Origin of the sequence: Pseudomonas sp. NY5710 (genome assembly GCF_013305665.1) — a bacterium.
Lineage (GTDB): Bacteria > Pseudomonadota > Gammaproteobacteria > Pseudomonadales > Pseudomonadaceae > Aquipseudomonas > Aquipseudomonas juntendi.
This window is the reverse complement of record NZ_CP045554.1, coordinates 2,178,445-2,203,996: the sequence shown is the minus strand read 5'-3', so window position 1 is coordinate 2,203,996 and position 25,552 is coordinate 2,178,445. Positions and strand designations below refer to the sequence as shown.

Here is a 25,552-nt window from a genome sequence, read left to right as displayed (position 1 = left end):
TGCAAAAGAGAGTGCCGTGCCCGGTTCGAAATGCTTAATACCCGGTCATTTCCAGGTACCCACGGCCACCGGCACTGCCGCTCAAGCGCACCGGCCCTTCCCAATACGGGAAGCGCGTCTGCATCCACGCCTGCGGCTGAACAGCATCGACCTGCACATCCAACCCGTGCTCAGGCACCTGCACCCGCCAGCGGGTCGGCAGCTGCTTGCCATTGCCCTGTGGGGCCCAGGCCAGCGGCTGCAAGCGGATCTGTGCCGGCAACAGCGCTACCCCCTGGCCCTGCGGGTCGATCCAGGTGCCGGCGCGATACGCCTCCCCGTGCGCTTCGCGCACCTGGAACAGCATCAGCTTGGCGCCGCTGTCCAAGTGCAGCGAGAACCAGTCCCAGCCCGTTTGCCCGGCGGCCAGCGGCTGGCTGCTCCATTCCCGGTCCAGCCAGGCCTGGCCAGTCACCGCGATGCACAGGCCGTCGCGCTCGACCTCGCCGCGCACCCGGTAGAACGGCTGGCTGTAGTAGTAAGAAGCCTGGCCCTTGCCCGACTTTTCGCTGTAGCCCTGCTGGCCGTGCAGCACCAGAGGCCGCTCGCTGCGCAACTGCAGGTCGTAGCGAAAACCTTTGCCAGCGGCCGTCATACGCAGGTTGTCGATACCGCCCGGCCCCTGCAGCAACCAATCGTCGATCCACGCCCGAAACGGCTGGGCCTGCACACCCGCCTGGCCAATCCCGCCACGGGCCAGGGTCTCAGCTGACCGATGGCCGCCGGGGCCGGTCAACGCGGCGTGGCCCATCCACAGGTTCGGGCTCTGCCAATCGCCGGTCTCCGGGCCGGTGCGTAGGGCTGAGCGGAACAGCGTCCACTGCGCGCCCCAGTCACGCCCTTGGGTGTCTTTGAGGTTGGCGGTGACGTACCACCACTCGATGCGGAAACCATCGTGGGCCGCATGGTCCCGGGGGAATTCCAGGCGATGGCCGCGGGTGACCTGGCTGAACCCGCCTGCCGGCTGGCCGAGGCCGGCATAGCTTTGCGGTGCCGGCTGATCACAGCCGCACAACAGGCTGCAGAGCAACAGCCAGGCTTTACGTTTCATCGGCAAACGGCCTCAACAGTTCGCGCGGCTGACGCCGGGCCAGTTGCCAGAGTGGCCAGGCGCTGGCCAACAGGCTGGTGAGCAGGCCCAGCAGGGCCAGTTGCAGCAACTGGGCGGGGAACACATGCAGCGGCAAACGCCAGCCGAATGCCTGAACATTTACCACCGCGACCAGGCACCAGGCCAGCAACAGGCCCAACGGCAGCGCCAACAGCACGGTGAGGCTGCTGAGCAGCAGTGCCTGGCCAAGGCTCAGCCACACCAGCTGGGTACGCCGTACCCCCAGGGCCCATAGCGGCGCAAGCTGGCGCAGACGGGACTGGCCCAAGGTCAGCAGGTTGATGAACAGCGCCACGCCGGCCACGCCCAGGGTCAGGCTGTTGAGCGCGGCGGTGGCGGCGAAGGTGCGGTTGAATACCTCGGTCGACCACCGCTTCAACTGCGCCTGCTCCACGACCCGACTATCGTCGAGGTGAAAGCGCTGTTGCAACGCGGCTTTCAAGGCGGCCCCCTGGGGGTCGAGCAGGTCGACGCTCAAGCCCGTCAACGCAGCATCCGGCCAATGCGCACGCAGCGATTGGGCATTCACCAGCATTTGGCCCTTGGGGTTGCCATAGTCGGCGTACAGGCCAACGACGAGCAAGCCGCGAGACGGGTCCGCGGGCAGTGTCAGGTGGTCCCCCAAGTGCAAACGCAACCGCCGCGCCAGCTGCTCACTGAGCATCACGGCCTGCCCATCGGCCAATAGCTGCCAGGCCCGCGGCTGCTGTTCCAGCAACGGCCACCGGCTGTGATAAACGGGGTGGTCGACAATGCCCTGCACCTGGACCGGCCAGCCTTGCACCTGCGTTTCGACGCGCCAGCCAGGCAGAACTACCCGCACGGCAGGTTGCTGCCCCAACCACTGGGCTACCTGCAGGCCTTGCGCGGTATCGCTTGGGGTCACGTACAGGTCGGCGGACAAGCGCTGGTCCAACCAGCCGACAAAGGTCTTGCGAAAACCCTCGGTCATGCTGCCCACACCCACGCTGGCGGCCAGCGCCAGCAGCAAGGCCATCAGCGCCAGGCTCAAGGCAGGCAATTGCTGGCGGCTGTCGGCGACGAACCACTGGGCCAACGGCCGCTGACAACGGCGCGCCAACCAGGCCAGCAACCTGTCGAGCCAGGCTGGCAACGCTAATGCCGCCCCCAGCAACAGCGCCGCCAGCATACCGAAGGCACTGGGCAGGCTGTCGCCGAACACCCCGCAAGCTGACGCCAGCACCAGCAACAGGCCCGCTACCCCAGCCTGACGCTTCAGCCACGGCCCCTGTGCCAGGCGCCATGCTTGCGGCTGCGCCAACGCCAGCAAGGGCAAGCGTGCGGCGCGCAGGACGCTGCCCAGCCCGGCCAGCAGTGCACCGATCACGCTCACCAGCACGCCCCACAACCACCACTGCGCAGGCAGGTTCAGCGTGCCTGCGACCTGCGCGCCATACAGGCCGCGCAGGCTGGCGGCGACATCGGGCAGCAACCAGGCCGCCACCGCGTAGCCACTGGCAACCCCAGCCAGCCCGCCAAGCACTGCGAACAGCCCCAGCTCCAGGCCCAGGGCACACAGCAGGGTAGCCAGGCTGACACCACAGGCGCGCAGGTTGCGAATCAGCCCGCGCCGCTGTTCCAATGCCAGGCCAATCGCGGCATGGGCGATGAACAGGCCGACGACGAAGGCCAACAGGCCTAGCGCAGTGAGGTTGAGGTGGAAGCTGTCGGTCAGGCGCTGCAAACCGCCATCATCCTGCCGGGGTTGCACGACAAGGTCCGCCGCAATGTCGGCAGGCAAAGGCCCCGGGCTTGCCGCTACCAGCAGGCGTGACAACTGCCGAGGTGCCTGCAGCAAGGCCTGCGCATGGCCGATATCGACCACGATCACCCCGGGGGCCAGCTCAGCTTGCACCAGCAACGGTGGCAGCGGTTGCCCATCGCGGTCGTGGGCCACCTGCCCTGCGGTCATGGCCAACAGGCGCAAGGTGTCTGGGCCGACCCAGGCCTGCCCGGGCACGCCGATGAACGCCTGCAGGTCGAACGCCTGGGGCTGCACCCCGGCGATACTGCTGGCCGCCGGCAGGCTCAATGGCTCGATGCCGATCAGCCGCACACTGCGCCCGGGCTCGCCTGGCAGGCGCAGGCGCCCCTCCAGCACCGGCGACACCGCCCAACCCAGCCTGCGCAGTTGCACGTACAGCGCCTGGTCAAAGCGTTCGCCGTGGCGTGGCAGCAGTTGCGTCTGTAGCGGCCCGGCCAGCACCGCACTGGCCCTGGCGTAGTCGCTGCGTGCCTGGCTGTTCAAGGCCTGCACCCCGGTCCATAGCGCCGTAGCCAGCCACAGCCCGGTGAAGATGCTGAAAAACTGCACGCGGTGGCGCCGCCAGTGGCTGAGCAAAGCCAGCAGTGCCAGCGACAGCAGCCTCATGCGCCCTGCCCGCTGCGCACACGGCCACCCTGCAGGTAGCAACGTTGCTGCAGCCGCGCCGCCAGCCGGGGGCTGTGGGTGACCATCAGCAGGCCACTGCCAGCCTCGCTGACCAGTTGCAGCAACAGGCTCAGCACTTCATCGCTGGTGGCTTCGTCAAGGCTGCCGGTGGGTTCGTCAGCCAATAACCAGGCCGGGCGGCCAGCCAATGCGCGGCCGATGGCCACGCGTTGCTGCTGGCCGCCCGACAGTTGTTCAGGGTAACGCCCGAGCAGGTCAGCCAGGCCCAGGCGTTGAGCCAGGTGGGCGCCCCATTCGGGGTCGTGCCGGTTGGCCAGCCGGGCCTGGAATGCCAGGTTGCTGCCCACATCCAGGCTGCTGATCAGGTTGTACTGCTGGAACACCAGGCCAATTCCCTGCCGCCGCCAGCGTGCCAGAGACGCCTCCGAGCGGCTGTCCAGGGCACTGCCGTCAAGCATGATGCGCCCGCTGTCAGCACGGTCCAGGCCGGCTACCAGGTGCAGCAAGGTGCTCTTGCCACTGCCAGACTCGCCCATCAAGGCCAGGCTGCTGCCGCGCGCCAGGCACAGGTCGACGCCCTGCAACACCGGCAACGGCCCTTGGGGGGTGGTAAATGATTTGTGCAGATTTTCGATGGCCAGCATCAGGGGGCCTTGGGGTATCGGGTGACTATCCATTAATAGCAGGTCACGGACACATAGGAGAGAGCGCCCAACAATGGATCCACACAAGATTCGATAATCGCACAAATAGCGCTATTCATTGCCTAATGCAGATTGACCGCGCACGCACATATGGCTCTAATGGATCCATTAAATAAAAACAAAACCTGGAGAGCCTTCATGTACCCGAAAAACACCTGGTACGTTGCCTGCACCCCTGACGAAATTGCCGACAAGCCCTTGGGCCGACAGATCTGCGGCGAAAAAATCGTGTTTTACCGTGGCCAGCACAACCGCGTAGCCGCTGTCGAGGACTTCTGCCCGCACCGAGGGGCGCCGTTATCCCTGGGCTACGTGGAGGACGGCAACCTGGTCTGCGGCTATCACGGCCTGGTCATGGGCTGCGACGGCAAGACGGTGTCGATGCCTGGCCAGCGCGTTCGCGGCTTTCCGTGCAACAAGGCGTATGCGGTCGTGGAGCGCCATGGCTTCATCTGGGTCTGGCCTGGCGACCAGGCGCAGGCCGACCCAGGGCTTATCCCGCACCTGGAATGGGCAGACAATGAAGAGTGGGCCTACGGCGGAGGGCTGTTCCACATTGGCTGCGACTATCGCCTGATGATCGACAACCTCATGGACCTGACCCACGAAACCTACGTGCATGCCTCCAGCATCGGCCAGAAGGAAATCGACGACGCCCCGCCCGTCACCACCGTCACCGGCGACGAAGTGGTCACCGCCCGGCACATGGAAAACATCATGGCCCCGCCCTTCTGGCGCATGGCACTGCGCGGCAACGGCCTGGCCGACGATGTACCGGTGGACCGCTGGCAAATCTGCCGCTTCACCCCACCCAGCCACGTTTTGATCGAAGTGGGTGTGGCACATGCCGGCAAGGGTGGCTACCACGCTGCAGCGCAGCACAAGGCCGCGAGCATCGTGGTCGACTTCATCACCCCGGAAAGCGACACCTCGATCTGGTACTTCTGGGGCATGACGCGCAATTTTGCCGCGCACGACCAGAACCTGACCGCCGACATCCGCGAGGGCCAGGGCAGGATTTTCAGCGAGGACCTGGAAATGCTCGAGCGCCAGCAACAAAACCTGCTGGCCAACCCTGGGCGCAATCTGCTGAAGCTGAACATCGATGCCGGTGGCGTGCAATCGCGCAAGGTGCTGGAGCGGATCATCGCCAAAGAGCGTGCAGCACAGCCGCAATTGATCGCCACCAGCGCCACCCCTGCCTGAGGAGCCAACGACATGATCGATGCCATCGTGGTATCCCGTAGCGATGAAGCGCAGGGTATCTGCAGTTTCGAACTGGCCTCGGCAGATGGCAGCCTGCTGCCTGCATTCAGCGCCGGGGCCCACATTGACGTGCACCTGCCCGATGGCCTGGTGCGCCAGTATTCGCTGTGCAACCACCCGCATGAGCGCCACCGGTACCTGATCGGCGTACTCCATGACCCGGCTTCGCGGGGCGGCTCACGCAGCCTGCACGAGCAGGTGCAGGTCGGCGCACGGCTGCAAATCAGTGCGCCGCGCAACCTGTTCCCGCTGGCCGATGGGGCGCGGCGCAGCCTGCTGTTTGCCGGCGGCATCGGCATTACCCCGATCCTGTGCATGGCCGAGCAGTTGGCCCACAGTGGCCATGATTTCGAGTTGCATTACTGCGCCCGCTCCAGTGAGCGTGCCGCGTTCGTCGAGCGTATCCGCAACGCGCCCTTTGCCGACCGCTTGTTCATGCATTTTGACCAGCAGCCGGAAACGGCGCTTGACGCTCGCCAGGTGCTGGGCAACCCGCAAGCTGACGTGCACCTGTATGTGTGCGGGCCGGGCGGGTTCATGCAGCATGTGCTGGGCAGCGCCAGGGAGCTGGGCTGGCAGGAGGCCAACCTGCACCGCGAGTATTTCGCAGCCGCACCCGTGGACGCCAGCAACGACGGCAGTTTCTCGGTACAGGTCAACAGCACCGGCCAGGTGTTCGAGGTGCCAGCCGACCAGACCGTGGTACAGGTACTGGAGCAAAACGGCATCGAGATCGCCATGTCGTGCGAGCAAGGTATTTGCGGCACGTGCCTGACCCGCGTACTGCAGGGCACGCCAGACCACCGCGACCTGTTCCTGACCGAAGAGGAACAAGCCCTCAACGATCAGTTCACGCCTTGCTGCTCGCGCGCGAAAACACCGTTACTGGTGCTGGATATCTGAAGCGGCCAGCGCGCTGGGGAGGATCACCTGCATGCCGGTGCCCGAGGCGTTTGCGCCGAAGGTTTCGGCATAGCGCAAGGTTGCGTTGGCATGCTCGCGCATGATCGCTTCGGCGCGGGCACCCTGGCGGTTGACCAGGGCATCGAACACGGCATGGTGCTGCATGTGGGCGAAGTTGAAGCGCCGGTATTCACGGGCCAGGTCGTGGCGGTCTACCGCCAGCGCCGTGACCGAGGCGAATGGCAGGTGGTCGTTGCGCGCCAGCGCCACGGTAATGGCCGGGTTGTGGCTGGCTTCGATGATCACCTGGTGAAAGCGCATGTTCAGATCGTGGTAGGCCTGCAGGTCTTCTTCGGTCACGAAGCCCTTGTCGAACAGCTGGTCGCCCTCTATCAGGCACTGCTGTAGTGCCGCACGGGCCGGCGCGGCCAAGCCGCGCTCGGCAGCCTGGCGGGCGGCCAGGCCTTCGAGCACACCGCGCACCTCGACTGCACCGGCAATGTCATCGGCGCTCACCGAACGCACTTGAAAGCCCCGGCCGCCGAAGCGGACCAGCAGGCCTTCCTGTTCGAGCGTGCGAAAGGCCATGCGCACCGGCATGCGTGAAACGCCGAACAGTTCGGCAGTGGGAACTTCCATCAGACGCTCGCCGGCCGCCAGCTCGCCTGAGGCGATCATCTTGCGCAACGCGACCAGCACCATTTGACCGGGCTTGCTCATCCAGGCAACTTCCAGGGAAACGAGCCGGCATCTTAGCGCAAGCCAGGCTCGAGTAGTCAGTGGCTCAGCGCATCGCTGACCGCCACTGGGGCCGGCCTGGGTGCGCGTAGCAGTAGCAGGCACCCCGCCGCCAGCACGAACACACTGGCAAACACCCCATACAAGTGCAGCGGCTGCCAGCCGCCATCGAGCAGCACACCCGCCACGGTGGGCGACACAATGGCGCCCATACGCCCGATGCCGATGCCCCACCCCACGCCGGTGGCGCGCACCGATGCGTCGTAGACCACCGGCGACAAGGCATACAAGCCGGCCACGCAGCCGTTGGCGAACAGCCCGATCAACAGGCCCAGGGCCAATGCCGCGCTGGCCGAGGCCCCGTTGGCCACGAACAGCACCAGCAGCGCCGCAGTGGTCAGCATGAACAGCGCCAGCACGCGGGTAAGCGGCCAGCGCGAGGCCAGCCCGCCGATCAGCGCCGCGCCGAGGATGCCGCCCACGCTCAACAGAACACCGCCCGTAATGCCTTGCTGCGCGGACAGCCCGGCCGCCACCAGCAGCTTCGGGGTCCAGCTCATGACGAAGTAGAAACCGAACATGACCAGGAAGAACAGCAACCAGATCACCAGCGTGGTCCGGCGCATGGCCGGCGCCAACAGTTGCCGGAAACCGCTGGCACTGCCCGGCACCCTGGCCGCAAGCGCTGGCAGTTGCGCCAGTGCCGGGTGGCCTAGCCTTACCGCCAAGCGATTGACCCGCACCAGGGCGTTGGCTGGCCGGCGTGCCAGCAGAAAGTCCAGCGACTCCGGCAACCACAACCAGACCAGCGGTAACACGCAGACGGTGACGATACCGCCGAACAGAAACACCGACCGCCACCCCCACTGCCCCAGCAGCCACACCGCCAGCAAACCGCCCAGGGTTGCCCCCAGGGCATAGCCGGTGGACTGCAGGCTGACCGCCAGGCCGCGCCAGCGTTTGCTGGCATATTCGCTGGCAATGACGTTGCTGCTGGCCAGGATGCCGCCAATGCCCAGGCCCGTCAGCCCACGCAACAGGGCCAGTTGCATCGGGCTCTGGCTCAACGCCGAGAGCAGCATGCCGACCCCCGACAGCACCAAGCACAGCAGGATCAGCGGGCGCCGCCCGAAGCGGTCAGCCCAGGGTGCGATGAACAGTGAGCCCGCCGCCATGCCGAACAGGCCGGCACTGAGCAGCAAGCCCACCTGCGCCCCGTTGAGGTTCCACTCGGCAGACACCGAGGCAGCGGTAAAGGCCATGACCAGCACGTCGAAGCCGTCGATCATGTTGAGCAGGATGCATATGCCGATGGCCAGGCACTGAAAGCGCCCCATCGGGTCGTTGTCCAGGCACTGCTTGAGGTCGGTATTCATAGCGCCACCTGCCGCTTTGCAGGTGGCACAACGGCAACGCACGCGCAGGCAAAGCGCAAGGAACCCTGACGGTTCCATACCCTGGAAAAGCCATTCATGACTGAACCCTTCTTGTAGTTGTCGGCGCATCAGGCTGGAGGCCTCCAGCCGATGTCAGGCGCTAATCAAACAAATAATGGATCCACAAACAATCCATGGGGCTAACCCAAGCACGGCTCAGGCCGGTGATGACATTCTGATCAGCCAAAAATCAAAATTTAAATCATAATTATCAATACTTTACATATTCATGATTACCGTTAATTCGCGTTCGTTTATCGAACAGATTCAGTACATGGATCCATATCGATCACGGCATTACCGCATAGGCCTGTCATCGCACCCGGCGCTATGAACAAATCTTCATATAGCGCCCCAGCGCCCTGACCATGCGGCGCACAGCGCAAGCCAGGCTACCGCCAGCCACCACCCGGCTTGAGGCTGCCGGGTGGGTTGCGTAGCATCCCCCGCCCGTTCGCGCGCCTGCACATTGGCGCGTAACCCGCATAAAAGAGCCCCGAATGCCGCAACCTATCCCCCTCAAGGACCACGAAAAGGAAAAGCACCTGGTCAACCGCCGGCTTCTGGCCTGCGCCGCCCTGGTCTTCAGCCTGTGTGCCGTGCTGGTGGGTCGGCTCTATGTGCTGCAGGTGCTGCAGCACGACCAGCAGAGTGCCGTGTCGGAAAACAACCGCGTGCATGTGCTGCCCATCGCCCCAGAGCGCGGGCTTATCTACGACCGCAACGGCGTGGTGCTGGCCGACAACAAGCCCAGCTTCGACCTGACCATCACCCGCGAGCGGACCGGCGGCAATTCGGCCAAGGTGCTCGATACCCTGACCCAGGTACTGGGGCTGAACGAGGACGACCGCAAGCAGTTCGACAAGGACCTGCGTCGGGGCCGCAAGCCGTTCGAGCCGGTCACTTTGATAGTGGGGCTGAGCGAAGAGCAGATCGCCCTGTTGGCGGTCAACCAGTTCCGGCTGCCGGGCCTGGAGGTCGAACCACAGTTCATCCGCGAATACCCGCTGGGCGCGCATTTTGCCCATTCGGTTGGTTACGTGGGGCGCATCAACGAGAAGGAAGCCAAGGTGCTCGACAGCACCGAATACCGGGGCACCCAGTCGATTGGCAAGACCGGCATCGAGCGCTTCTACGAAAGCCAGCTGCATGGCCATGTGGGCTATGAGGAAGTCGAGACCAACGCCCAGGGCCGGGTGATGCGCGTGCTCAACCACAAGGCCCCGACACCCGGGCAGGACATCATGCTGACGCTGGACGCCCGCCTGCAAGTCGCTGCAGAAAAGGCCCTGGGCGACCGCCGTGGCTCGGTGGTGGTGCTGGACCCGGCCAATGGTGATGTGCTGGCCATGGTCAGCAACCCCAGCTTCGACCCCAACCTCTTCGTCAAGGGCATCAGCTTCAAGCAGTACGCACAATTGCGCGATTCGATCGACCGCCCACTGTTCAACCGCGTGCTGCGCGGCCTGTACGCGCCCGGCTCGACGGTGAAGCCGGAAGTGGCCATCGCCGGCCTCGACAGCGGCGTGATCACCCCCGGCAGCCGGGTGTTCGACCCGGGCTACTACGAGCTGCCCAACTATGCCCACAAATACCGCAACTGGAACCGCAGCGGTGACGGCTGGGTAGACATGTACACAGCCATCATGCGCTCCAACGACACCTACTTCTACGACCTGGCGCACAAACTGGGCATTGATCGCCTGCACGACTACATGGCGGAGTTCGGTCTGGGCCAGAAGGTGTCGCTGGACATGTTCGAAGAAGCCGCCGGCCTGATGCCTTCGGCCCAATGGAAACGGGCCACCCGGCGCCAGGCCTGGTTCCCTGGCGAAACACTGATCCTTGGCATCGGCCAGGGCTACATGCAGGTCACCCCGTTGCAGCTGGCACAGGCCACCAGCCTGCTGGCCAGCAAGGGCGTGTGGCACCGCCCGCACCTGGCCATGACCGTAGGCGGCGATGCACCGGTCGACCCCCACCCAATGCCCGACATCGTGCTGCATGACAAGCACGCCTGGGACCAGGTCAGCCAGGGTATGCAAATGGTCATGCACGACCCGCGGGGTATCGCCCGTGCGGCCGCGGCCGGTGCGCAGTACCGGATTGCCGGCAAAAGCGGCACCGCACAGGTGGTGGCGATCAAGCAGGGTGAGCGCTACAACCGTGACAAGACACTGGAACGGCACCGCGACAATGCCCTGTTCGTCGGTTTTGCCCCGGCTGACCACCCGGCCGTGGTGGTGGCAGTGATGATCGAGAACGGCGAAGCCGGTGGCCGGGTGGCGGGGCCTGTGGTGCGTGAAGTGATGGACGCCTACCTGCTGGACGAACAGGGGCACCTGAAGCCCGAGTATGCGGGTGCCGTGCCACCGCGCACTACGCCGCATACCTGATGCTGCGCGGGCCTGCTGGCTGAGCGGGCCCGTGCTTCAAGCCCAGAGCAGCCCCGTGCCCTCAGTGCTGCCCACCGGTACGAGGCATCAGCTCGTAGGGGTGCTTCCACCCTGGCATGGCTTGGATGCGTGCCTTCCATGCCTCGATGTGGGTGAATTCGGCCAACGCCATACCGGTGTCCTCCGGCATGAACACATACCCCGCCAGCGACAGGTCGGCGATGGTCAACCGCCCGCCCACCATGAACGGGGCCTTCGCCAGATGGGCATCGACAATGCGGTACGCGGCGGTGGCACGCTCGCGCAAGAACTGCGTCACGTCGGTTTCGCCCGTGTTCTTCAGGCAGAACAGGAAACGCAGCGCCGCGTAATAGCTGGTGAACTTATGGTTGTCGAACAGCATCCAGCGCCAGATTTCGCGCTTTTCGTCCGCGTCGCGGGGGCCGAATTGCCCGGTCTGCTGCGCAAGGTACTCCAGAATCAGCGCAGACTGGGTCAAGGACTTGCCAGCGTGCTCCAGCACCGGCACCTCACCCTGTTCATTGACCTCATCGCGCCAGGCTTGCTCGCGGGTCTGGCCGTTGAAGAAATCGACGAACACCGGCTGCCAGTTCTGGCCAGTCAATTGCAGCATCAGCGCGGCCTTGTAGGCGTTGCCGGATTCGGCGAAGCAATGCAGCTTGTAGTCAGGCATGGGCGAACCTTGCGGTGGCTGTGATGAGCGAATGGCAGAGCAGACCACGCGCACCGCGAGGCGGTCAATGCCCGGTACCACCTGCGGGCATGCATTCTGCCAACGAACAACGGAACTACTTTCACACTGATGCTTTCTTAACCTCTGAGTGGTTTATTCCTTGGGCTTCACCCTTCTGGAGAACACGACATGCGCCACCTACTCATCGCCCCTGCGCTGCTGCTCCTGCTGCCTGCCGGTGCCGCACTGGCCCGCGTCGATGCGGGCGACGTCGCCACCTCGGCCGGTGTTTCCGCTTCGCTGTATTCCACCTTCAAAGATGACAAACGCATCATTCCAGCCCGCGACGAGCTTTCCGCATTCGTTGCCAGTGGGGGTGCGATTCGCGGCGCTTATGTCGAAGCCGCACTGGAACAGGCCCGCAAGGACCACCCAGGGCTACAGGCCGACGACGAAGAGCTGGCCAGGGCCATTCTGTCGCAGGATGACCGCATCGCTGATCGTTGAATCAGACTTGCACCCGCCTCTGCGTGAATCTACCCACGCAGGGGCCGGTGCAGGTTCGGCTCACCCCCAACCATCCATACGCATGGTCGCCCTGACCAGGCGCTGGTCCTCCTGTTCGATCTCCCGCAAACTGTCGCGAATGCCGTTGATGTGCTCGCGCGCCGCGCGCTGGGCCTGTTCCGGCAACTGCTCCATCACCGCGTGATACAAGCGTGCATGCTGGCGATCGATCTGGCGTTTCTGCGCCGGCCGGCAGTACAGGTTGTTGACCGACGCGAACACTGTGCTCAACGTCAGATCGCTCAGCGATTGCAGGGTGTGTACCAGCACCGGGTTGTGCGAGGCCTCGCTGATCGCCCGATGGAACGCGTGGTCGCGGCGGGCATGCTCACGGGCATCGATGGCCTCGGCGGCCTGGTGTGCCGCCAGCATGTCCTCATAACGGCGGCGGATCAGCAAGCGGTCCACGTCGGTGGCGCGCAAAGCTGCCAGCCGGGCAGATTCGGCCTCCAGCAAGGCGCGCACTTCCAGCAAGTCGAACAATGTGCGCGGCTGTGAGCTGAACAGATGCATCAACGGCGTGTGGCCCGCCTGCCCGGTGAGGTCGGCGACAAAGGAGCCGCGCCCGTGCTCGGTGTCGATGATGCCCCGCCCGCGCAGCACCCGCAGCCCCTCACGCAGTGCAGAGCGCGAACACCCCAGCTTCTCGACAAGCCGCCGCTCCGAAGGCAATGCCTGGCCCACCTTGAGCACGCCTTCGACAATCAGCCGCTCGACCCGCTCGGCCACCTGGTCGGCCACCTTCGCCCTGCCCTCATTCGCCATTGCGCACCCTCCTGCTGGTAGGACCACTTGCACACCCGCCTGCAATCTAGCCAAGCCAGGCCACCAACGGCCAGTACCCAGCCGAAAAACTGGTAGGACCAGTGGCGGACCCACTCGACCCAGACTAGCACCGCGCGCAGGCTGCAAGCGTGACCGCTTTGCCAACAACAATAAAAACCGTTGCCGAGTGAGCCAATGACCATTCTCTACAACGAACGCGTCGATGGTGCGCTGCCCAGCATTGACCGCGAGGCGCTGTTGCAGGCATTGCAGGCTGCCCTGCCAGACCTGCAGGTTTTGCACCGCGAAGAAGACCTCAAGCCCTACGAGTGCGACGGCCTGTCGGCCTACCGCACCGTACCGTTGCTGGTCGTTCTGCCCGAACGCCTGGAGCAGGTGCAGACGCTGCTCAAACTGTGTCACCAACGCGGCGTACCGGTAGTGGCGCGTGGCGCCGGCACCGGCCTGTCCGGTGGCGCCCTGCCACTGGCCAAGGGCATTCTGCTGGTCATGGCGCGCTTCAACCGCATCCTGGAGGTCAACCCGCAGGGTCGCTTCGCCCGGGTGCAGCCCGGGGTACGCAACCTGGCCATTTCCCAGGCTGCAGCCCCCCATGGCCTGTACTACGCACCTGACCCCTCTTCGCAAATAGCCTGCTCCATCGGCGGCAACGTGGCTGAAAACGCCGGCGGCGTGCACTGTTTGAAGTACGGCCTGACCGTGCACAACCTGCTCAAGGTCGAAATACTCACCGTCGAGGGTGAACGCCTGACCCTTGGCAGCGATGCCCTCGACTGCCCTGGCTTCAACCTGCTGGCGTTGTTCACCGGCTCCGAAGGCATGCTCGGCATCGTCACCGAAGTGACCGTCAAGCTGCTGCCCAAGCCGCAAGTCGCACGGGTACTGCTGGCGAGCTTCGACAGTGTCGAGGATGCCGGCCGCGCCGTGGCCCAGATCATTGCTGCCGGGATCATCCCCGGCGGCCTGGAGATGATGGACAACCTGGCGATCCGCGCCGCCGAGGACTTCATCCACGCGGGCTACCCGGTGGAGGCGGCGGCCATCCTGCTGTGCGAGCTGGACGGTGTCGAGGCCGATGTGCACGCTGACTGCGAACGGGTCGCGGCCGTGCTGGCGCAAGCCGGCGCCCGCGACGTGCGGCTGGCCTGCGACGAGGCCGAGCGGGTGCGTTTCTGGGCCGGGCGCAAGAATGCCTTCCCGGCCGTGGGGCGCATTTCACCCGACTACTACTGCATGGACGGCACCATCCCACGCCGCGAGCTGCCGCGCGTGCTGAAAGGCATCAGCGACTTGTCCAGCGAATACGGCCTGCGCGTGGCCAATGTGTTCCATGCCGGCGACGGCAACATGCACCCGCTGATCCTGTTCGATGCCAACCTGCCGGGTGAACTGGAGCGCGCCGAGGCCATCGGCGGCAAGATTCTCGAACTGTGCGTGGCCGTGGGCGGCAGCATCACGGGTGAACACGGGGTCGGCCGGGAAAAGATCAACCAGATGTGCGCACAGTTCAACAGCGACGAAATCACCTTGTTCCATGCGGTGAAGGCTGCGTTCGACCCACAAGGCCTGCTCAACCCCGGCAAGAACATCCCCACCTTGCACCGCTGCGCCGAATTCGGCGCGTTGCACGTGCACCACGGGCAACTGCCTTTTCCCGAGCTGGAGCGTTTCTGATGAGCATGGACCACGACGACAGCCAGGCCCTGCTCGAACAGGTAAACCAGGCGCTGAACCAAGGGACGGCACTGCGCATTCAGGGTAGCGGCAGCAAGGCCATGCTCGGCAACCCGGTGGTGGCTGAAGTGCTGGACACCCGCCGCCACCGGGGCATCGTCAGCTATGACCCGACCGAACTGGTGCTGACCGCCCGCGCTGGCACGCCGCTGCGCGAAATCGAGGCAGCGCTGCACCAGGCCGGCCAGATGCTGCCGTGCGAACCGCCCCACCTGGGGCCTGATGCGACGTTAGGCGGCATGGTCGCGGCCGGGTTGTCCGGCCCCAGGCGGCCCTGGGCGGGGTCGGTGCGCGATTACGTACTGGGTACACGCGTGATTACCGGCCACGGCAAGCTGCTGCGCTTTGGCGGCGAGGTCATGAAGAATGTCGCTGGCTACGATGTGTCGCGCCTGATGGCGGGCAGCTTCGGTTGCCTGGGCTTGTTGACCGAGGTTTCGCTGAAGGTGCTGCCACGCCCGCGCCAGTGCCTCAGCCTGCGGCTGCCGATGGGCCGCTACGAGGCGTTGGCCGAACTGGCCGAATGGGGCCAGCAGCCGCTGCCGATCAGTGCCGCCTGCCACCACGGCGATGCCCTGTACCTGCGCCTGGAAGGCGGCGAGGGTTCGGTGCAATCGGCGCGCCTGCGGCTGGGCGGTGAGGCGCTGGACAGCCGGTTCTGGAACGACCTGCGCGAACAGCGCATGGCCTTTTTCAACGGCCCCGCCCCGCTGTGGCGGCTATCGGTACCCATTGCCTGCGGCGAGCTGGCATTGCCCGGCGAGCAATTGATCGACTGGGGCGGGGCCCAGCGCTGGCTCAAGTCTGACGCGGAGGCGCACAACATTCGCGAGGCCGTTGCCAGGGTGGGCGGCCACGCGACCGCCTACACCCCCGGTGCGGCCAGCAGCCCGCCACTGCCCGCTGCGCTGATGCGCTACCACCAGGCGCTCAAGCAACAGCTCGACCCCCAGGGGGTATTCAACCCCGGCCGACTGTACCCGGACCTGTGAGGCCAGACCATGCAAACCAACCTCAGCGAAAGCGCCCGCCGCCTGCCCCGCGCCGACGAAGCCGAAAGCATCCTGCGCGCCTGTGTGCACTGTGGTTTCTGCACCGCCACCTGCCCCACCTACCAGTTGCTGGGTGACGAACTGGATGGCCCGCGCGGCCGTATCTACCTGATCAAGCAGATGCTCGAAGGCGAGCCGGTCAGCGCCAGCACCCAACTGCACCTGGACCGTTGCCTGAGCTGCCGTAACTGCGAGTCCACCTGCCCGTCCGGGGTGCGCTACCACGACCTGCTGGACATTGGCCGCGCCGTGGCCGAGCAGCAGGTGCCGCGACCACTCGGCCAGCGCCTGCTGCGCCAGGGCCTGCGCGCAGTGGTACCACGCCCGGCACTGTTCAAGGCGCTGACCCGCAGCGGCCAGGCCCTGCGAGCGCTGCTACCGGCCACGCTCAAGGGCAAGCTGCCGGCATCGGTGACACCGCCCGGCGAGCGCCCGGCGCCGCGCCATGCACGCCGGTTACTGATGCTCGAAGGCTGCGTGCAGGCGGCGTTCTCGCCCAATACCAACGCCGCTGCCACGCGCCTGCTCGACCGGCTAGGGATCAGTGTGCAGCCGATCCGCCAGGCAGGCTGCTGTGGCGCTGTGGACTACCACCTCAACGCCCAGGCGCAGGGCCTGCAGCGTGCAAGGCGCAACATCGACGCCTGGTGGCCCGCCATCGAGGCGGGTGCCGAAGCCATCGTGCAAACGGCCAGTGGCTGCGGCGCGTTCGTGCGCGACTACGGCCACCTGCTGGCACAAGACCGCCAGTACGCAGCCAAGGCGGCGCGCGTCAGCGCGCTGGCCCGCGACCTGGTGGAGGTGCTGGCTGCAGAGCCCGTCGAGCAGTTGGGCCTGTGCGCTGAACAGCGCCTGGCCTTTCACTGCCCATGCACCCTGCAACATGCCCTGAAACTGGGCGGGGCGGTGGAGGCTTTGCTGACCCGCCTGGGCTTCACCCTGACCGCGGTGCCCGATGGCCACCTGTGTTGCGGGTCGGCGGGCACCTATTCGCTGACCCAGCCGGACCTGGCCCTGCAACTGCGCGACAACCGCCTGAACGCGCTGGAAAGCGGCAAGCCGCACATCATCGCCACGGCCAACATCGGCTGCCAGACCCACCTCGCCGGTGCAGGGCGCACCCCCGTCAGGCACTGGGTGGAAATCGTCGAAGCCGCCTTGCGGCCGGAGAACGCCCATGCATAGCAAACCCGTGATCGGCCTGGCCGAGGTTACCCGTGTACTTGAGGCTGCGCGCCAGCATGCCTTGGCCGAACAGTGGCCTGTGACCATCGTGGTGGTCGACGACGGCGGGCACCCTCTGGCCCTGCAGCGTCTGGATGGCTGTGCGCCAGCCAGTGCCTACATTGCCATGGAAAAGGCCCGCACCTCGGCGCTGGGGCGCAAGGAAACCCGGGACTACGAAGACATGGTCAATCGCGGGCGCACCGCGTTCGTCACCGCACCGCTGCTGACCTGCCTGGAGGGCGGTGTACCGCTGCAGGTGCAGGGCCAGGTGGTGGGTGCCATTGGCGTGTCGGGGGTCAAGCCCGACCAGGACGCACAAGTGGCCAAGGCGGGCGCAGCAGCCTTGTGAAGGCTGCACAGCGGGTTGCCACTCGGGCAGACTCAGAATTCCCCTACAAAATGTTCGGACGCGTCTTACTTGCCGCCTCAGCGTTGAGAAAACAAGATCGGCGCAGCATGACCAGCCAGGGGAAACGCCGCATGCACCCGTACGCACGCTCCATTGCCGAACTGCGCAGCAGCCTGCGCGAAATGCTCGCCCATGACATCAGCAACCCTGATGAAGACCCTCACCTGTCGGGTGTGATGTTCTTCTGCGCTACAGACGAACAGACCCGTTTGCTGATCGAGCGCATCGAGCTGCTGGCCAGCGAGGTGCTTTTCGACCCGAACGGGCGCGCCATTGCCGAGCACATGCGCGCGGCGGCAATCGACGGCGTATGCATCAAGCGCAACCGCAAGGCGGCCACAGACGAAACCCAGATACGCATTGCGCTGGCGGGCAAAGGCTACATCACCATCAGCACCGCCCGGCTCTGACAGCCGTTGCGCAAGGCTCGCGGCCCGGGGCACACGGCGCAGCCAATCCGCTATCCTGTGGGCACCCCTGCTCCGGACCGCTCCATGGAACTGCACATTCGCCTGGATGGCCGCAAAGGCCTCACCGACCAGCTTTACCAGCAATTGCGCGCTGGCATCGACAGTGGCCACCTGGCAGCGGGTACCCAGCTGCCACCCACCCGTCTGCTGGCCGAACAACTGGGTGTGTCGCGCAAGACGGTAGCCGAAGCCTACTCACGCCTGACCTACGACAACCTGCTCAGCGGTGTGGTGGGCCGTGGTACATTCGTGACTCCGCGCCAGCCGCTGCGCAGCAGCGAACCTGCCGCCATCGCCCTGGCCGCCAGTGCATCGCTCGAACGCTGGCAAGCGCGCGCCACGGTGCTCAGCCAACGCCAGGCGCAGGCCCCTTCACGCTACGATTTCATCGGCGGCGTATCGAGCAAGGCCCAATTCCCCTTCGACCAGTGGCGCAGTTGCCTGAACTACGCCCTGCGGCGCAGCCAGCGCCACCCCGAACGGCATTTTACGGCCCAGGGTTTGCCTGAACTACGCCAGGCCATCGCCCACCACATCGCCTACACCCGTGGCGTGCACTGCAGCGCAGCCGACCTGCTCGTGTGCAACGGCGCCCAGCAGGCCCTGGACCTGATCGCCCGCGTGCTGGTCGAGCCAGGTTGCCAGGTGGCCATGGAAGACCCCGGTTACCCACCGGCACGGCAGCTGTTCCTGGCCCTGGGCGCGCAGCTGCAGTCGGTACCGGTCGACGACCAAGGCCTGTGCGTGGAGCACATCGCCGACGGCACCCGGCTGATCTATGTCACGCCATCGCACCAGTTCCCGCTGGGCATGCCGATGAGCGAGGCGCGCCGGTACGCACTGCTGGCGCGGGCTGCGCAGCTGGGGGCGCTGATCATCGAAGACGACTACGACTGTGAATTCCGCTACCACGGGCCCGCTGCGGATGCCTTGCAGCGCCTGGACCGACAGGGGCTGGTGGCCTACGTGGGCACGTTTTCCAAGACCCTTTTGCCTGAGCTACGCCTGGGCTACGCCGTGCTGCCTCCTGCCGTACTGCAAGCCGCCTGCGTGGCCAAGCACCTCAGCGACTGGCACAGCCCCAGCTTGCTGCAGTGGGCCTTGGCGCGCTTCCTTGGCGAGGGCCACCTGCACAAGCACATTCGCCGTTGCCACGAGGTCTACAGCGCACGCCGCGAGCGCATTCTGGCGCGCCTGCATGGCGACCTGGCCCCTTGGTTCAGCGCGGTTCCAGCCAGCGCCGGCTTTCATCTGAGCGCTTTGGCCAGACCAGGGGTCGACGTGGAATTGCTGGCCAACCTGGCGCGCAAGGTCGAGGTCGGCCTATACCCACTGGCGCCGTTCTTCAGCGAGGCGCCTGCGCGGCAGGGCTTGCTGATGGGGTTCGGTGCCATTGAACTGCTGGATATCGACCCCGCACTGGATCGCGTGCGCGACACCCTGCAGCACCTCAACTGACCGGTGCCGCCTTGCCGGTTGCCGGGCGGGCGATGGCGGCCGAGTAACCGCGCGGGTTGAAAAAAGTGGTGACCCACAGCATGGCCAGCACGGTGACCGTCAACAGTGTCCACGACGCCTGGAAGTCACCACTGACATCCCGCAGCCAACCGGTGATGTAGGGCACGACCCCGGTAATGATGAAGCCGATGCCCTGCACAAATGCCGCCAAACTGCCCGCCTCGGCCGGCGTTTGCAAATGCTCCAGGGTCAGCGTAAGGCACTGGCTGAAGCAAGCGCCCAGGCCGAAACCGATCAGCGCCACCCATAGCCCCGGGGCCACGGTGGGGGCCAGTAGCAGGCCGAGAAAGCCGACCAGCTGAATTGCCAGCGCCAGGCACAAACCGGGGCGCCGGTCAGCATAGCGGCGCAGCAACAGCGGCAAGCCGAGCGCACCGGCCACCTGGAAAATGGTCATCAGGCCCACCAGGTCGGCGCCACCCTGGGCGCTGCCGCCGTGTTCGGTGTGGTAGGCCGGCAACCACGCCACCATGCTGGTGTAGCCGCCATTGATCAAGCCGAAGTACAGGGCCAGCAACCAGGCACGGCGCGTGCTGAACCAGTGCCCACTGGATGCCCCTGCCAGCTTCGCTGTGCCATGGCGGGGCCGCAGCACGGCCCAGGCCAGCAACGCCAGCACGGCCGGCACCGCCCACAGGCCCAGGCCGGCCTGCCAGTGGCCGAAGTGCGCACTGATGTGCGGGCCCAGCACTGCCGCCAGGCCACCACCACTCATCAGCGCCGCCGAATACAGGCCCATGGCCGCCGCCAGGCGGCGGGGGAACCAGCGGTTCACCAGCCCCGGCATCATGCCCTGTACCACCGCCACGCCCAGGCCAGCGACTACCGCACTGGCGATCAGTGCCCAGGCACTGTCCAACTGCAGGCGCCACAGGCAAGCCACGGCAATCGCCGCCAGGCCACCCAGCATACCGCCATGCTCGCTGAGCCAGCGCCGTAGCCACGGCTGCAGCAACGGCACCAGGCCCATGCAGAGCACCGGCAATGCGGTCAGCAGGGCTGCCTGCTGGTAGCCCAGGCCGGTACTGGCGCGCATGGGCTCAAGCAAGGGGCCGATACTGGTCAGGATCGGCCGCAAGTTCAGGGCCAGCAACATCACCAGCAACAGATTCAGCGCAGGTCTCATGGTCGTTCGTTTCTCTTCGTGCAAGGTCGACCATTATCCCGGCTTGGCTGGCTACGCAGAAATGAAGAGATTGGATGCCTGTCAGTGGCCAGCTGAATGACATTGGCCTCCTGCGCAAGCGTGCAATTGGCTATCGGGGTGGCCAATCAGCGGCGCTACAGTAGCGCCATCACCCCCCACATCCTCATTGGAGACAGCCATGCACAACCGTATCGAATGGGCCAAGCACGCGCCCGAAGCCTACAAAGCCATGGTCGGCCTGGAACAGGCGCTGGCCAGGTGCGGCCTGGAAAACTCGTTGCTGGAACTGGTACGCCTGCGCGCCTCGCAGATCAACGGCTGCGCCTATTGCGTCAACCTGCATGCCAACGATGCGCGCAAGGCCGGTGAGACCGAGGCACGCCTGCAAACACTGTGCGTGTGGCAGGAAACCGCCTACTTCACCCCGCGTGAACGGGCAGCACTGGCCTGGCTCGAGAGCCTTACCCGCCTGCCTGAACAGGGTGCGCCGCAGGACGAATACGAAGCCCTGCTGCAGCACTTCGAGCCGGCCGAGGTGGTCAACCTGACCTTGGCGATCGCCACCATCAATGCCTGGAACCGCTTCGGGGTGGGCTTCGCCATGGTGCCGGCGGGCTGAGTGTTGGCGCGGTGGCACCCGCGCCAGGGTCGGCACTGGCCAAGATCAGCGCCCGGCCAATCGCGCGCGGTAGCTACCGGGGCTCTGCCCGGTCCATTTCTTGAACGCCCGGTGGAACGCGCTGGGCTCCTGAAAGCCGGCCTGCTCGGCGATCTCGGCAATGCTCAACACGCCTTCGCGCAAGCGCTCGAAAGCCATCGCCCGGCGTACCTCGTCCTTGATCTGCTGGTAGGAGCGCCCCTCGCGCTCCAACTGCCGGCGGAAGGTGCTGGCACTGATACCCTGCTGCTGTGCCAGCGACGCCAACGTTGGCCACTGTCCATAGCCCCGCGCCCGTAAATGCCGGTACACCTCGGCCACCAGGCCGTTCTGGTTGCGAAAGCGGATTACCAGCCCCTGCGGTGCGCTGTGCAGGAAGGTTTTCAGTGCCGCCACGTCCTGGACCACCGGCAGGCGCAGGCAGGCACTGTCGAACTCCACCTCGGTACGCCCGCTGCCCAGGCGCAGGTCCGGCCCCCACAACAGCAGGTCATCCTCCTGGGCTGGGCGTGCCACTGCCAGTTCGGTCCGGTCAATCGCCACCCTGCGCCCGCCCAGCCAGCACAGCAGGCCGACCATCAGCACCAGGTAGGTTTCCTCGGCGTACACCCGCGTCAACGGGTCGGCGATGCTCGACTGCACGCTGATCAGCGCCCGCCCACCGCGCACGGTCAGGCTGCCGCGCAGATCGTGCAGGAACAGGCCAAAGCCTGCCAGGCACTGGCGTAGGGCCTTTTCCAAGTTGGGTTCCAGGATCAGGCCCCGACAGATCAGGGCGAAACTGCCCAACGGCATGCCATGGCTGTCGAGGCGGAAGAACTCATCGTCCAGGCGCCGGATCATTGCCAGCCACAGCTCGGCAAAGGCCCGGGCCGGCACCCGCGCCTGCGGCTGGTCGAGCAGGTGCGGGTCGATGCCCACCGCACGCAAATGCGCGTCACGCTCGGCGGGGCAATCGCGCAGCGCATGCAGCATGGCGTTGAGGAAGTACACGGCGACCGAATCGCTATCGCGCATGGCGGTGTTCGCTGTCTATGCTGAGTGGCAAAAAGTGCCAGGTTGTTTGAACAGTTCCGGCATAGGCTGCAACAGAGCCTTTGCCTAGACTCGGACCCACTTCGGGACCTCGCCGGCCATTCTCGCAGAGCCTGGCCCAGTCCCGCCATGCCTATGCAATCGGAGCCTCTATGAGCAGCGCAGAAATCTACGTCGTCAGTGCCGTCCGTTCAGCCATCGGTGGCTTTGGGGGCTCCCTCAAGGACCTGCCGCTGGCCGACCTGGCCAGCGCCATCACCCGCGCCGCCATCGAGCGCTCGGGGCTGGCCGCCGAACAGGTCGGCCACGTGGTAATGGGCACGGTGATCCCTACCGAACCCCGTGATGCCTACCTGGCGCGGGTTGCGGCCATGAACGCCGGCATCCCCAAGGAAACGCCGGCATTCAATGTCAACCGCCTGTGTGGCTCGGGCCTGCAGGCCATTGTTTCGGCAGCCCAAGGGCTGCTGCTGGGCGACACCGACGTGGCCATTGCCGCTGGCGCCGAGTCCATGAGCCGCGGCCCTTACCTGCTGCCGCAGGCGCGTTGGGGCGCGCGGATGGGTGACTTGCAAGGCATCGACTACACCGTCGGGGTATTGCACGACCCCTTCCAGCACTTCCACATGGGCATCACCGCCGAGAACGTCTCGGCCAGCCAGGGCATTACCCGCGAAATGCAGGACGAGCTGGCCCTGACCAGCCAGCGCCGGGCCGCTCGCGCCATTGCCGAGGGCCGCTTCACCAGCCAGATCGTGCCGTTGGAACTCAAAACCCGCAAAGGCAGCGTGCAATTCAGTGTCGATGAGCATGTGCGCGGTGAGGTCACCGCCGAGCAACTGGCCGGCATGAAACCGGTATTCAAGAAAGACGGCACCGTCACTGCCGGCAACGCCAGTGGCATCAACGACGGCGCTGCTGGCCTGGTGCTGGCCAGCGGTGACGCGGTGCGGCGCCTGGGCCTCAAGCCACTGGCCCGGCTGGTAGGCTACGCACATGCCGGGGTGGAGCCCGAGTTGATGGGCCTGGGGCCGATCCCGGCCACCCGCAAAGTGCTGGAAAAGACCGGCCTGAAGGTGCAAGACCTGGACGTGATCGAGTCCAACGAAGCCTTCGCCGCCCAGGCTTGCGCGGTGGCCCGCGAACTGGGCTTCGACCCGGAAAAGGTCAACCCCAACGGTTCGGGCATTTCCCTGGGCCACCCGGTGGGTGCCACCGGGGCGATCATCGCCACCAAGGCCATCCATGAATTGCAGCGCATTCAGGGCCGCTACGCCCTGGCCACCATGTGCATTGGTGGTGGCCAAGGCATCGCCGTGGTCTTCGAGCGGGTTTGAGGGAACTGAAAGATGAACATTGAACAGATCGCCGTGATCGGCGCCGGCACCATGGGCAACGGCATCGCCCAAGTGTGCGCGGTGGCAGGCTACCAGGTGTTGCTGGTGGACGTGGCCGACGCCGCCTTGGAGCGCGGTGTGGCAACGCTGGGCAAGAACCTCGAGCGCCAGGTCAGCAAAGGGACCCTCGCCGCCGAGCAGGCAGCGGCCGCCAGAACCCGGATCCGCACCAGCACCGACTATGGCCAGCTGGCAACGATGCAGATGGTGATCGAAGCGGCCACCGAGAACCTGCAGCTCAAGCAACGCATCCTGCAGCAGGTGGCAATCAACGTGACCGCCGATTGCCTGATCGCGACCAATACCTCATCGCTGTCGGTGACCCAGTTGGCCGCCAGCATCGAGCACCCTGAACGCTTCATTGGCGTGCACTTTTTCAACCCGGTGCCGATGATGGCGCTGGTCGAGATCATTCGTGGCCTGCAGACCAGCGACAGTACCTACGCCCAGGCATTGCTGGTGACTGAAAAGCTGGGCAAGACGCCGATCACTGCTGGCAACCGGCCGGGCTTCGTGGTCAATCGCATCCTGGTGCCGATGATCAACGAGGCGATATTCGTGCGCCAGGAAGGACTGGCCAGCGCCGAGGACATCGACACCGGCATGCGCCTTGGCTGCAACCAGCCGATCGGCCCGCTGGCGCTGGCCGACCTGATCGGCCTGGACACCTTGCTGGCGATCATGGAGGCCTTCCATGAGGGCTTCAACGACAGCAAGTACCGCCCTGCCCCGCTGCTCAAGGAAATGGTGGCGGCCGGCTGGCTGGGGCGCAAGAGCGGCCGCGGCTTCTTCACCTACTGAGGCTCAAGCGCCATGCCCCCGATCAATGCCGCGATGCGTTGTGCCAATTTCGAAGAGCGACGTGAACAGGCCATGGCGCTGTTTGCCGAAAAAGGTTTTGGCCAGGTCAGCATGCGCGAATTGGCCGCGCATGTCGGGCTGACGGCAGGCTCGCTGTACCACCATTTTCCCAGCAAGCAGGACCTGCTGTTCGACTTGATCGAGGAACTGTACGAGGAGTTGCAGGCCCTGCTGGACCAGGGGCGGCGGGCCATGGCCCGCGGCGCTTCAGCCTTGAACTGCCTGATCACGGCGCATTGGCAGTTGCATGCCGAACGGCCGCTGCAGTTTCGTTTGGCTGAGCGTGACTTCTGTTGCCTGAGCGAGGCCCAGCAGGCGCGCCTGAGGCAATTGCGCGGGCGTTATGAGGCCGGGCTGTTGCGGCTGATCGCGCCGCAGGCGAAGCTGCAGGGGCAAGCCTTCGTGGCCACGGCGCAGGTGGTTGCAACGCTGCTGAACCAATTGCCCGAGGCGCTGCAGGCAGTGCCTGAAGCGCAAGCGCTGGGGCTGATGGAGAGCATGTTGCTGGGCGGGCTGGAGCGGACCTTGCGTTGATCAGCACCGGCCCTGCACCGCGCAACGGCGACAGGGCCTTGATGGGTATCAGCGCAGCAATGCCTGGATCTGCTCGTGTAAGGTATCCAGGTCGAACGGCTTGGCCAGGATCGGTGCCTTGCGGGTGATCGGGCTACCGGACTCTAGGATCTCGGCGGGGTAGCCGCTGATGAAGATCACTTTCAGGTCGGGCCGCAGCTTCACCGCCGGCTCGGCAATTTCCACCCCGGAGATCCCACCCGGCAGGCGGAAGTCGGTCACCATCAGGTCCAGGTGCGGCTTGCTGGCCAGAATGGCGAACGCCTGTTCACCGTCCTCGGCGACCAGCACGTGGTAACCCTCGCCCGCCAGGTAGTCCCGCAGAATCATGCGTATCGCTGGTTCGTCCTCGACCACCAGCACTACGTCTTGTGCATCTTCACTCATGTTAACGCCTTGAAAATTCTTCCAGTTGGCC

At 65.5% G+C, this 25,552-nt stretch carries 24 protein-coding genes; 14 read left to right on the top strand and 10 right to left on the bottom strand.

Annotation, left to right across the window (positions count from 1 at the left end; all coding sequences use genetic code 11):
- Window positions 1-34: 34 nt before the first annotated feature.
- From GEV39_RS09975 to GEV39_RS09965, 3 genes are read right to left on the bottom strand one after another with little or no spacing between them, the layout of a single operon-like run.
- Entirely contained in the window at window positions 35-1,090 is a 1,056-nt protein-coding gene (locus GEV39_RS09975) for a lipocalin-like domain-containing protein (protein WP_173888632.1), read from the bottom strand.
- Window positions 1,080-3,542, bottom strand: coding sequence for an FtsX-like permease family protein (locus tag GEV39_RS09970; protein WP_173888630.1), 2,463 nt, complete (start codon window positions 3,540-3,542; stop codon window positions 1,080-1,082). The genes GEV39_RS09975 and GEV39_RS09970 overlap by 11 nt, the downstream gene beginning before the upstream one ends.
- Window positions 3,539-4,207, bottom strand: coding sequence for an ABC transporter ATP-binding protein (locus tag GEV39_RS09965; protein ID WP_173888629.1), 669 nt, complete (start codon window positions 4,205-4,207; stop codon window positions 3,539-3,541). Before GEV39_RS09965 ends, GEV39_RS09970 begins: the two co-directional genes overlap by 4 nt.
- Window positions 4,208-4,405: 198 nt before the next feature.
- On the opposite strand from GEV39_RS09965, the gene GEV39_RS09960 reads away from it, so the two are divergent.
- A complete protein-coding gene (locus GEV39_RS09960; RefSeq protein WP_173888627.1) occupies window positions 4,406-5,473 on the top strand; it encodes an aromatic ring-hydroxylating dioxygenase subunit alpha in 1,068 nt (355 codons plus the stop codon).
- Between the two features lie 12 nt (window positions 5,474-5,485).
- On the top strand, window positions 5,486-6,436 hold the full coding sequence (locus GEV39_RS09955) for a PDR/VanB family oxidoreductase (RefSeq protein ID WP_173888625.1): 951 nt from the start codon (window positions 5,486-5,488) through the stop codon (window positions 6,434-6,436).
- Here GEV39_RS09955 and GEV39_RS09950 read toward each other — a convergent pair.
- Complete coding sequence (locus GEV39_RS09950) at window positions 6,416-7,156, bottom strand: GntR family transcriptional regulator (protein ID WP_009686503.1); 741 nt, start codon at window positions 7,154-7,156, stop codon at window positions 6,416-6,418. The genes GEV39_RS09955 and GEV39_RS09950 overlap by 21 nt on opposite strands.
- Before the next feature lie 56 nt (window positions 7,157-7,212).
- Window positions 7,213-8,550 carry an MFS transporter gene (locus tag GEV39_RS09945; protein ID WP_173888623.1) on the bottom strand — a complete coding sequence of 446 codons (1,338 nt, stop codon included), beginning with the start codon at window positions 8,548-8,550 and terminating at the stop codon, window positions 7,213-7,215.
- A gap of 560 nt (window positions 8,551-9,110) precedes the next feature.
- Here GEV39_RS09945 and mrdA point away from each other — a divergent pair.
- Entirely contained in the window at window positions 9,111-11,006 is a 1,896-nt protein-coding gene (gene mrdA, locus GEV39_RS09940) for a penicillin-binding protein 2 (RefSeq protein ID WP_173888621.1), read from the top strand.
- Window positions 11,007-11,067: 61 nt separating this feature from the next.
- Here the strand turns inward: mrdA and GEV39_RS09935 are convergent, their stop codons facing one another.
- Window positions 11,068-11,700 carry a glutathione S-transferase family protein gene (locus GEV39_RS09935; protein ID WP_009686498.1) on the bottom strand — a complete coding sequence of 211 codons (633 nt, stop codon included), beginning with the start codon at window positions 11,698-11,700 and terminating at the stop codon, window positions 11,068-11,070.
- Window positions 11,701-11,889: 189 nt separating this feature from the next.
- Between GEV39_RS09935 and GEV39_RS09930 the strand changes: the two genes are divergently transcribed.
- A complete protein-coding gene (locus GEV39_RS09930; protein ID WP_009686497.1) occupies window positions 11,890-12,207 on the top strand; it encodes a DUF2388 domain-containing protein in 318 nt (105 codons plus the stop codon).
- 60 nt (window positions 12,208-12,267) lie between these two features.
- Here GEV39_RS09930 and glcC read toward each other — a convergent pair whose 3' ends face one another.
- The gene (glcC, locus tag GEV39_RS09925) at window positions 12,268-13,032 is read right to left on the bottom strand and encodes a transcriptional regulator GlcC (protein ID WP_054911744.1); all 765 of its coding nucleotides are present in this window, start codon (window positions 13,030-13,032) and stop codon (window positions 12,268-12,270) included.
- Window positions 13,033-13,227: 195 nt separating this feature from the next.
- On the opposite strand from glcC, the gene glcD reads away from it, so the two are divergent.
- The 6 genes from glcD to pdxR all read left to right on the top strand — a co-directional run bounded on the left by glcD (window position 13,228) and on the right by pdxR (window position 19,403).
- A complete protein-coding gene (gene glcD / locus GEV39_RS09920; protein ID WP_173888619.1) occupies window positions 13,228-14,727 on the top strand; it encodes a glycolate oxidase subunit GlcD in 1,500 nt (499 codons plus the stop codon).
- On the top strand, window positions 14,727-15,779 hold the full coding sequence (gene glcE, locus GEV39_RS09915) for a glycolate oxidase subunit GlcE (protein WP_173888618.1): 1,053 nt from the start codon (window positions 14,727-14,729) through the stop codon (window positions 15,777-15,779). The genes glcD and glcE overlap by 1 nt, the downstream gene beginning before the upstream one ends.
- A gap of 9 nt (window positions 15,780-15,788) precedes the next feature.
- Window positions 15,789-17,024: a glycolate oxidase subunit GlcF gene (gene glcF, locus GEV39_RS09910; protein ID WP_173888616.1), complete on the top strand. Its 1,236-nt coding sequence runs from the start codon at window positions 15,789-15,791 to the stop codon at window positions 17,022-17,024.
- Window positions 17,017-17,415 (top strand): GlcG/HbpS family heme-binding protein, encoded by a 399-nt coding sequence (locus tag GEV39_RS09905; protein ID WP_029887045.1) that lies wholly within the window; start codon window positions 17,017-17,019, stop codon window positions 17,413-17,415. The genes glcF and GEV39_RS09905 overlap by 8 nt, the downstream gene beginning before the upstream one ends.
- A gap of 131 nt (window positions 17,416-17,546) precedes the next feature.
- Window positions 17,547-17,885, top strand: coding sequence for a hypothetical protein (locus GEV39_RS09900; RefSeq protein WP_173888614.1), 339 nt, complete (start codon window positions 17,547-17,549; stop codon window positions 17,883-17,885).
- Between the two features lie 84 nt (window positions 17,886-17,969).
- Entirely contained in the window at window positions 17,970-19,403 is a 1,434-nt protein-coding gene (pdxR, locus tag GEV39_RS09895) for a MocR-like pyridoxine biosynthesis transcription factor PdxR (RefSeq protein WP_173888612.1), read from the top strand.
- On the opposite strand, the gene GEV39_RS09890 is transcribed toward pdxR, so the two are convergent.
- On the bottom strand, window positions 19,396-20,589 hold the full coding sequence (locus GEV39_RS09890; RefSeq protein ID WP_173888610.1) for a CynX/NimT family MFS transporter: 1,194 nt from the start codon (window positions 20,587-20,589) through the stop codon (window positions 19,396-19,398). The two genes, pdxR and GEV39_RS09890, sit on opposite strands and share 8 nt — an antisense overlap.
- 199 nt (window positions 20,590-20,788) lie before the next feature.
- On the opposite strand from GEV39_RS09890, the gene GEV39_RS09885 reads away from it, so the two are divergent.
- Window positions 20,789-21,229, top strand: coding sequence for a carboxymuconolactone decarboxylase family protein (locus tag GEV39_RS09885; RefSeq protein WP_173888608.1), 441 nt, complete (start codon window positions 20,789-20,791; stop codon window positions 21,227-21,229).
- A 45-nt stretch (window positions 21,230-21,274) separates the two neighbouring features.
- On the opposite strand, the gene GEV39_RS09880 is transcribed toward GEV39_RS09885, so the two are convergent.
- Complete coding sequence (locus GEV39_RS09880) at window positions 21,275-22,285, bottom strand: AraC family transcriptional regulator (RefSeq protein WP_173888607.1); 1,011 nt, start codon at window positions 22,283-22,285, stop codon at window positions 21,275-21,277.
- Window positions 22,286-22,455: 170 nt separating this feature from the next.
- On the opposite strand from GEV39_RS09880, the gene GEV39_RS09875 reads away from it, so the two are divergent.
- The 3 genes from GEV39_RS09875 to GEV39_RS09865 are packed head-to-tail and all read left to right on the top strand — an operon-like array spanning window position 22,456 to window position 25,095.
- Window positions 22,456-23,640 carry an acetyl-CoA C-acyltransferase family protein gene (locus GEV39_RS09875; protein ID WP_173888605.1) on the top strand — a complete coding sequence of 395 codons (1,185 nt, stop codon included), beginning with the start codon at window positions 22,456-22,458 and terminating at the stop codon, window positions 23,638-23,640.
- 12 nt (window positions 23,641-23,652) lie between these two features.
- Window positions 23,653-24,501 (top strand): 3-hydroxybutyryl-CoA dehydrogenase, encoded by an 849-nt coding sequence (locus GEV39_RS09870; RefSeq protein WP_173888603.1) that lies wholly within the window; start codon window positions 23,653-23,655, stop codon window positions 24,499-24,501.
- Between the two features lie 12 nt (window positions 24,502-24,513).
- A complete protein-coding gene (locus tag GEV39_RS09865; protein ID WP_173888602.1) occupies window positions 24,514-25,095 on the top strand; it encodes a TetR/AcrR family transcriptional regulator in 582 nt (193 codons plus the stop codon).
- A gap of 48 nt (window positions 25,096-25,143) precedes the next feature.
- Here GEV39_RS09865 and GEV39_RS09860 read toward each other — a convergent pair whose 3' ends face one another.
- Complete coding sequence (locus tag GEV39_RS09860) at window positions 25,144-25,521, bottom strand: response regulator (RefSeq protein ID WP_009686481.1); 378 nt, start codon at window positions 25,519-25,521, stop codon at window positions 25,144-25,146.
- Between the last annotated feature and the right edge of the window lie 31 nt (window positions 25,522-25,552).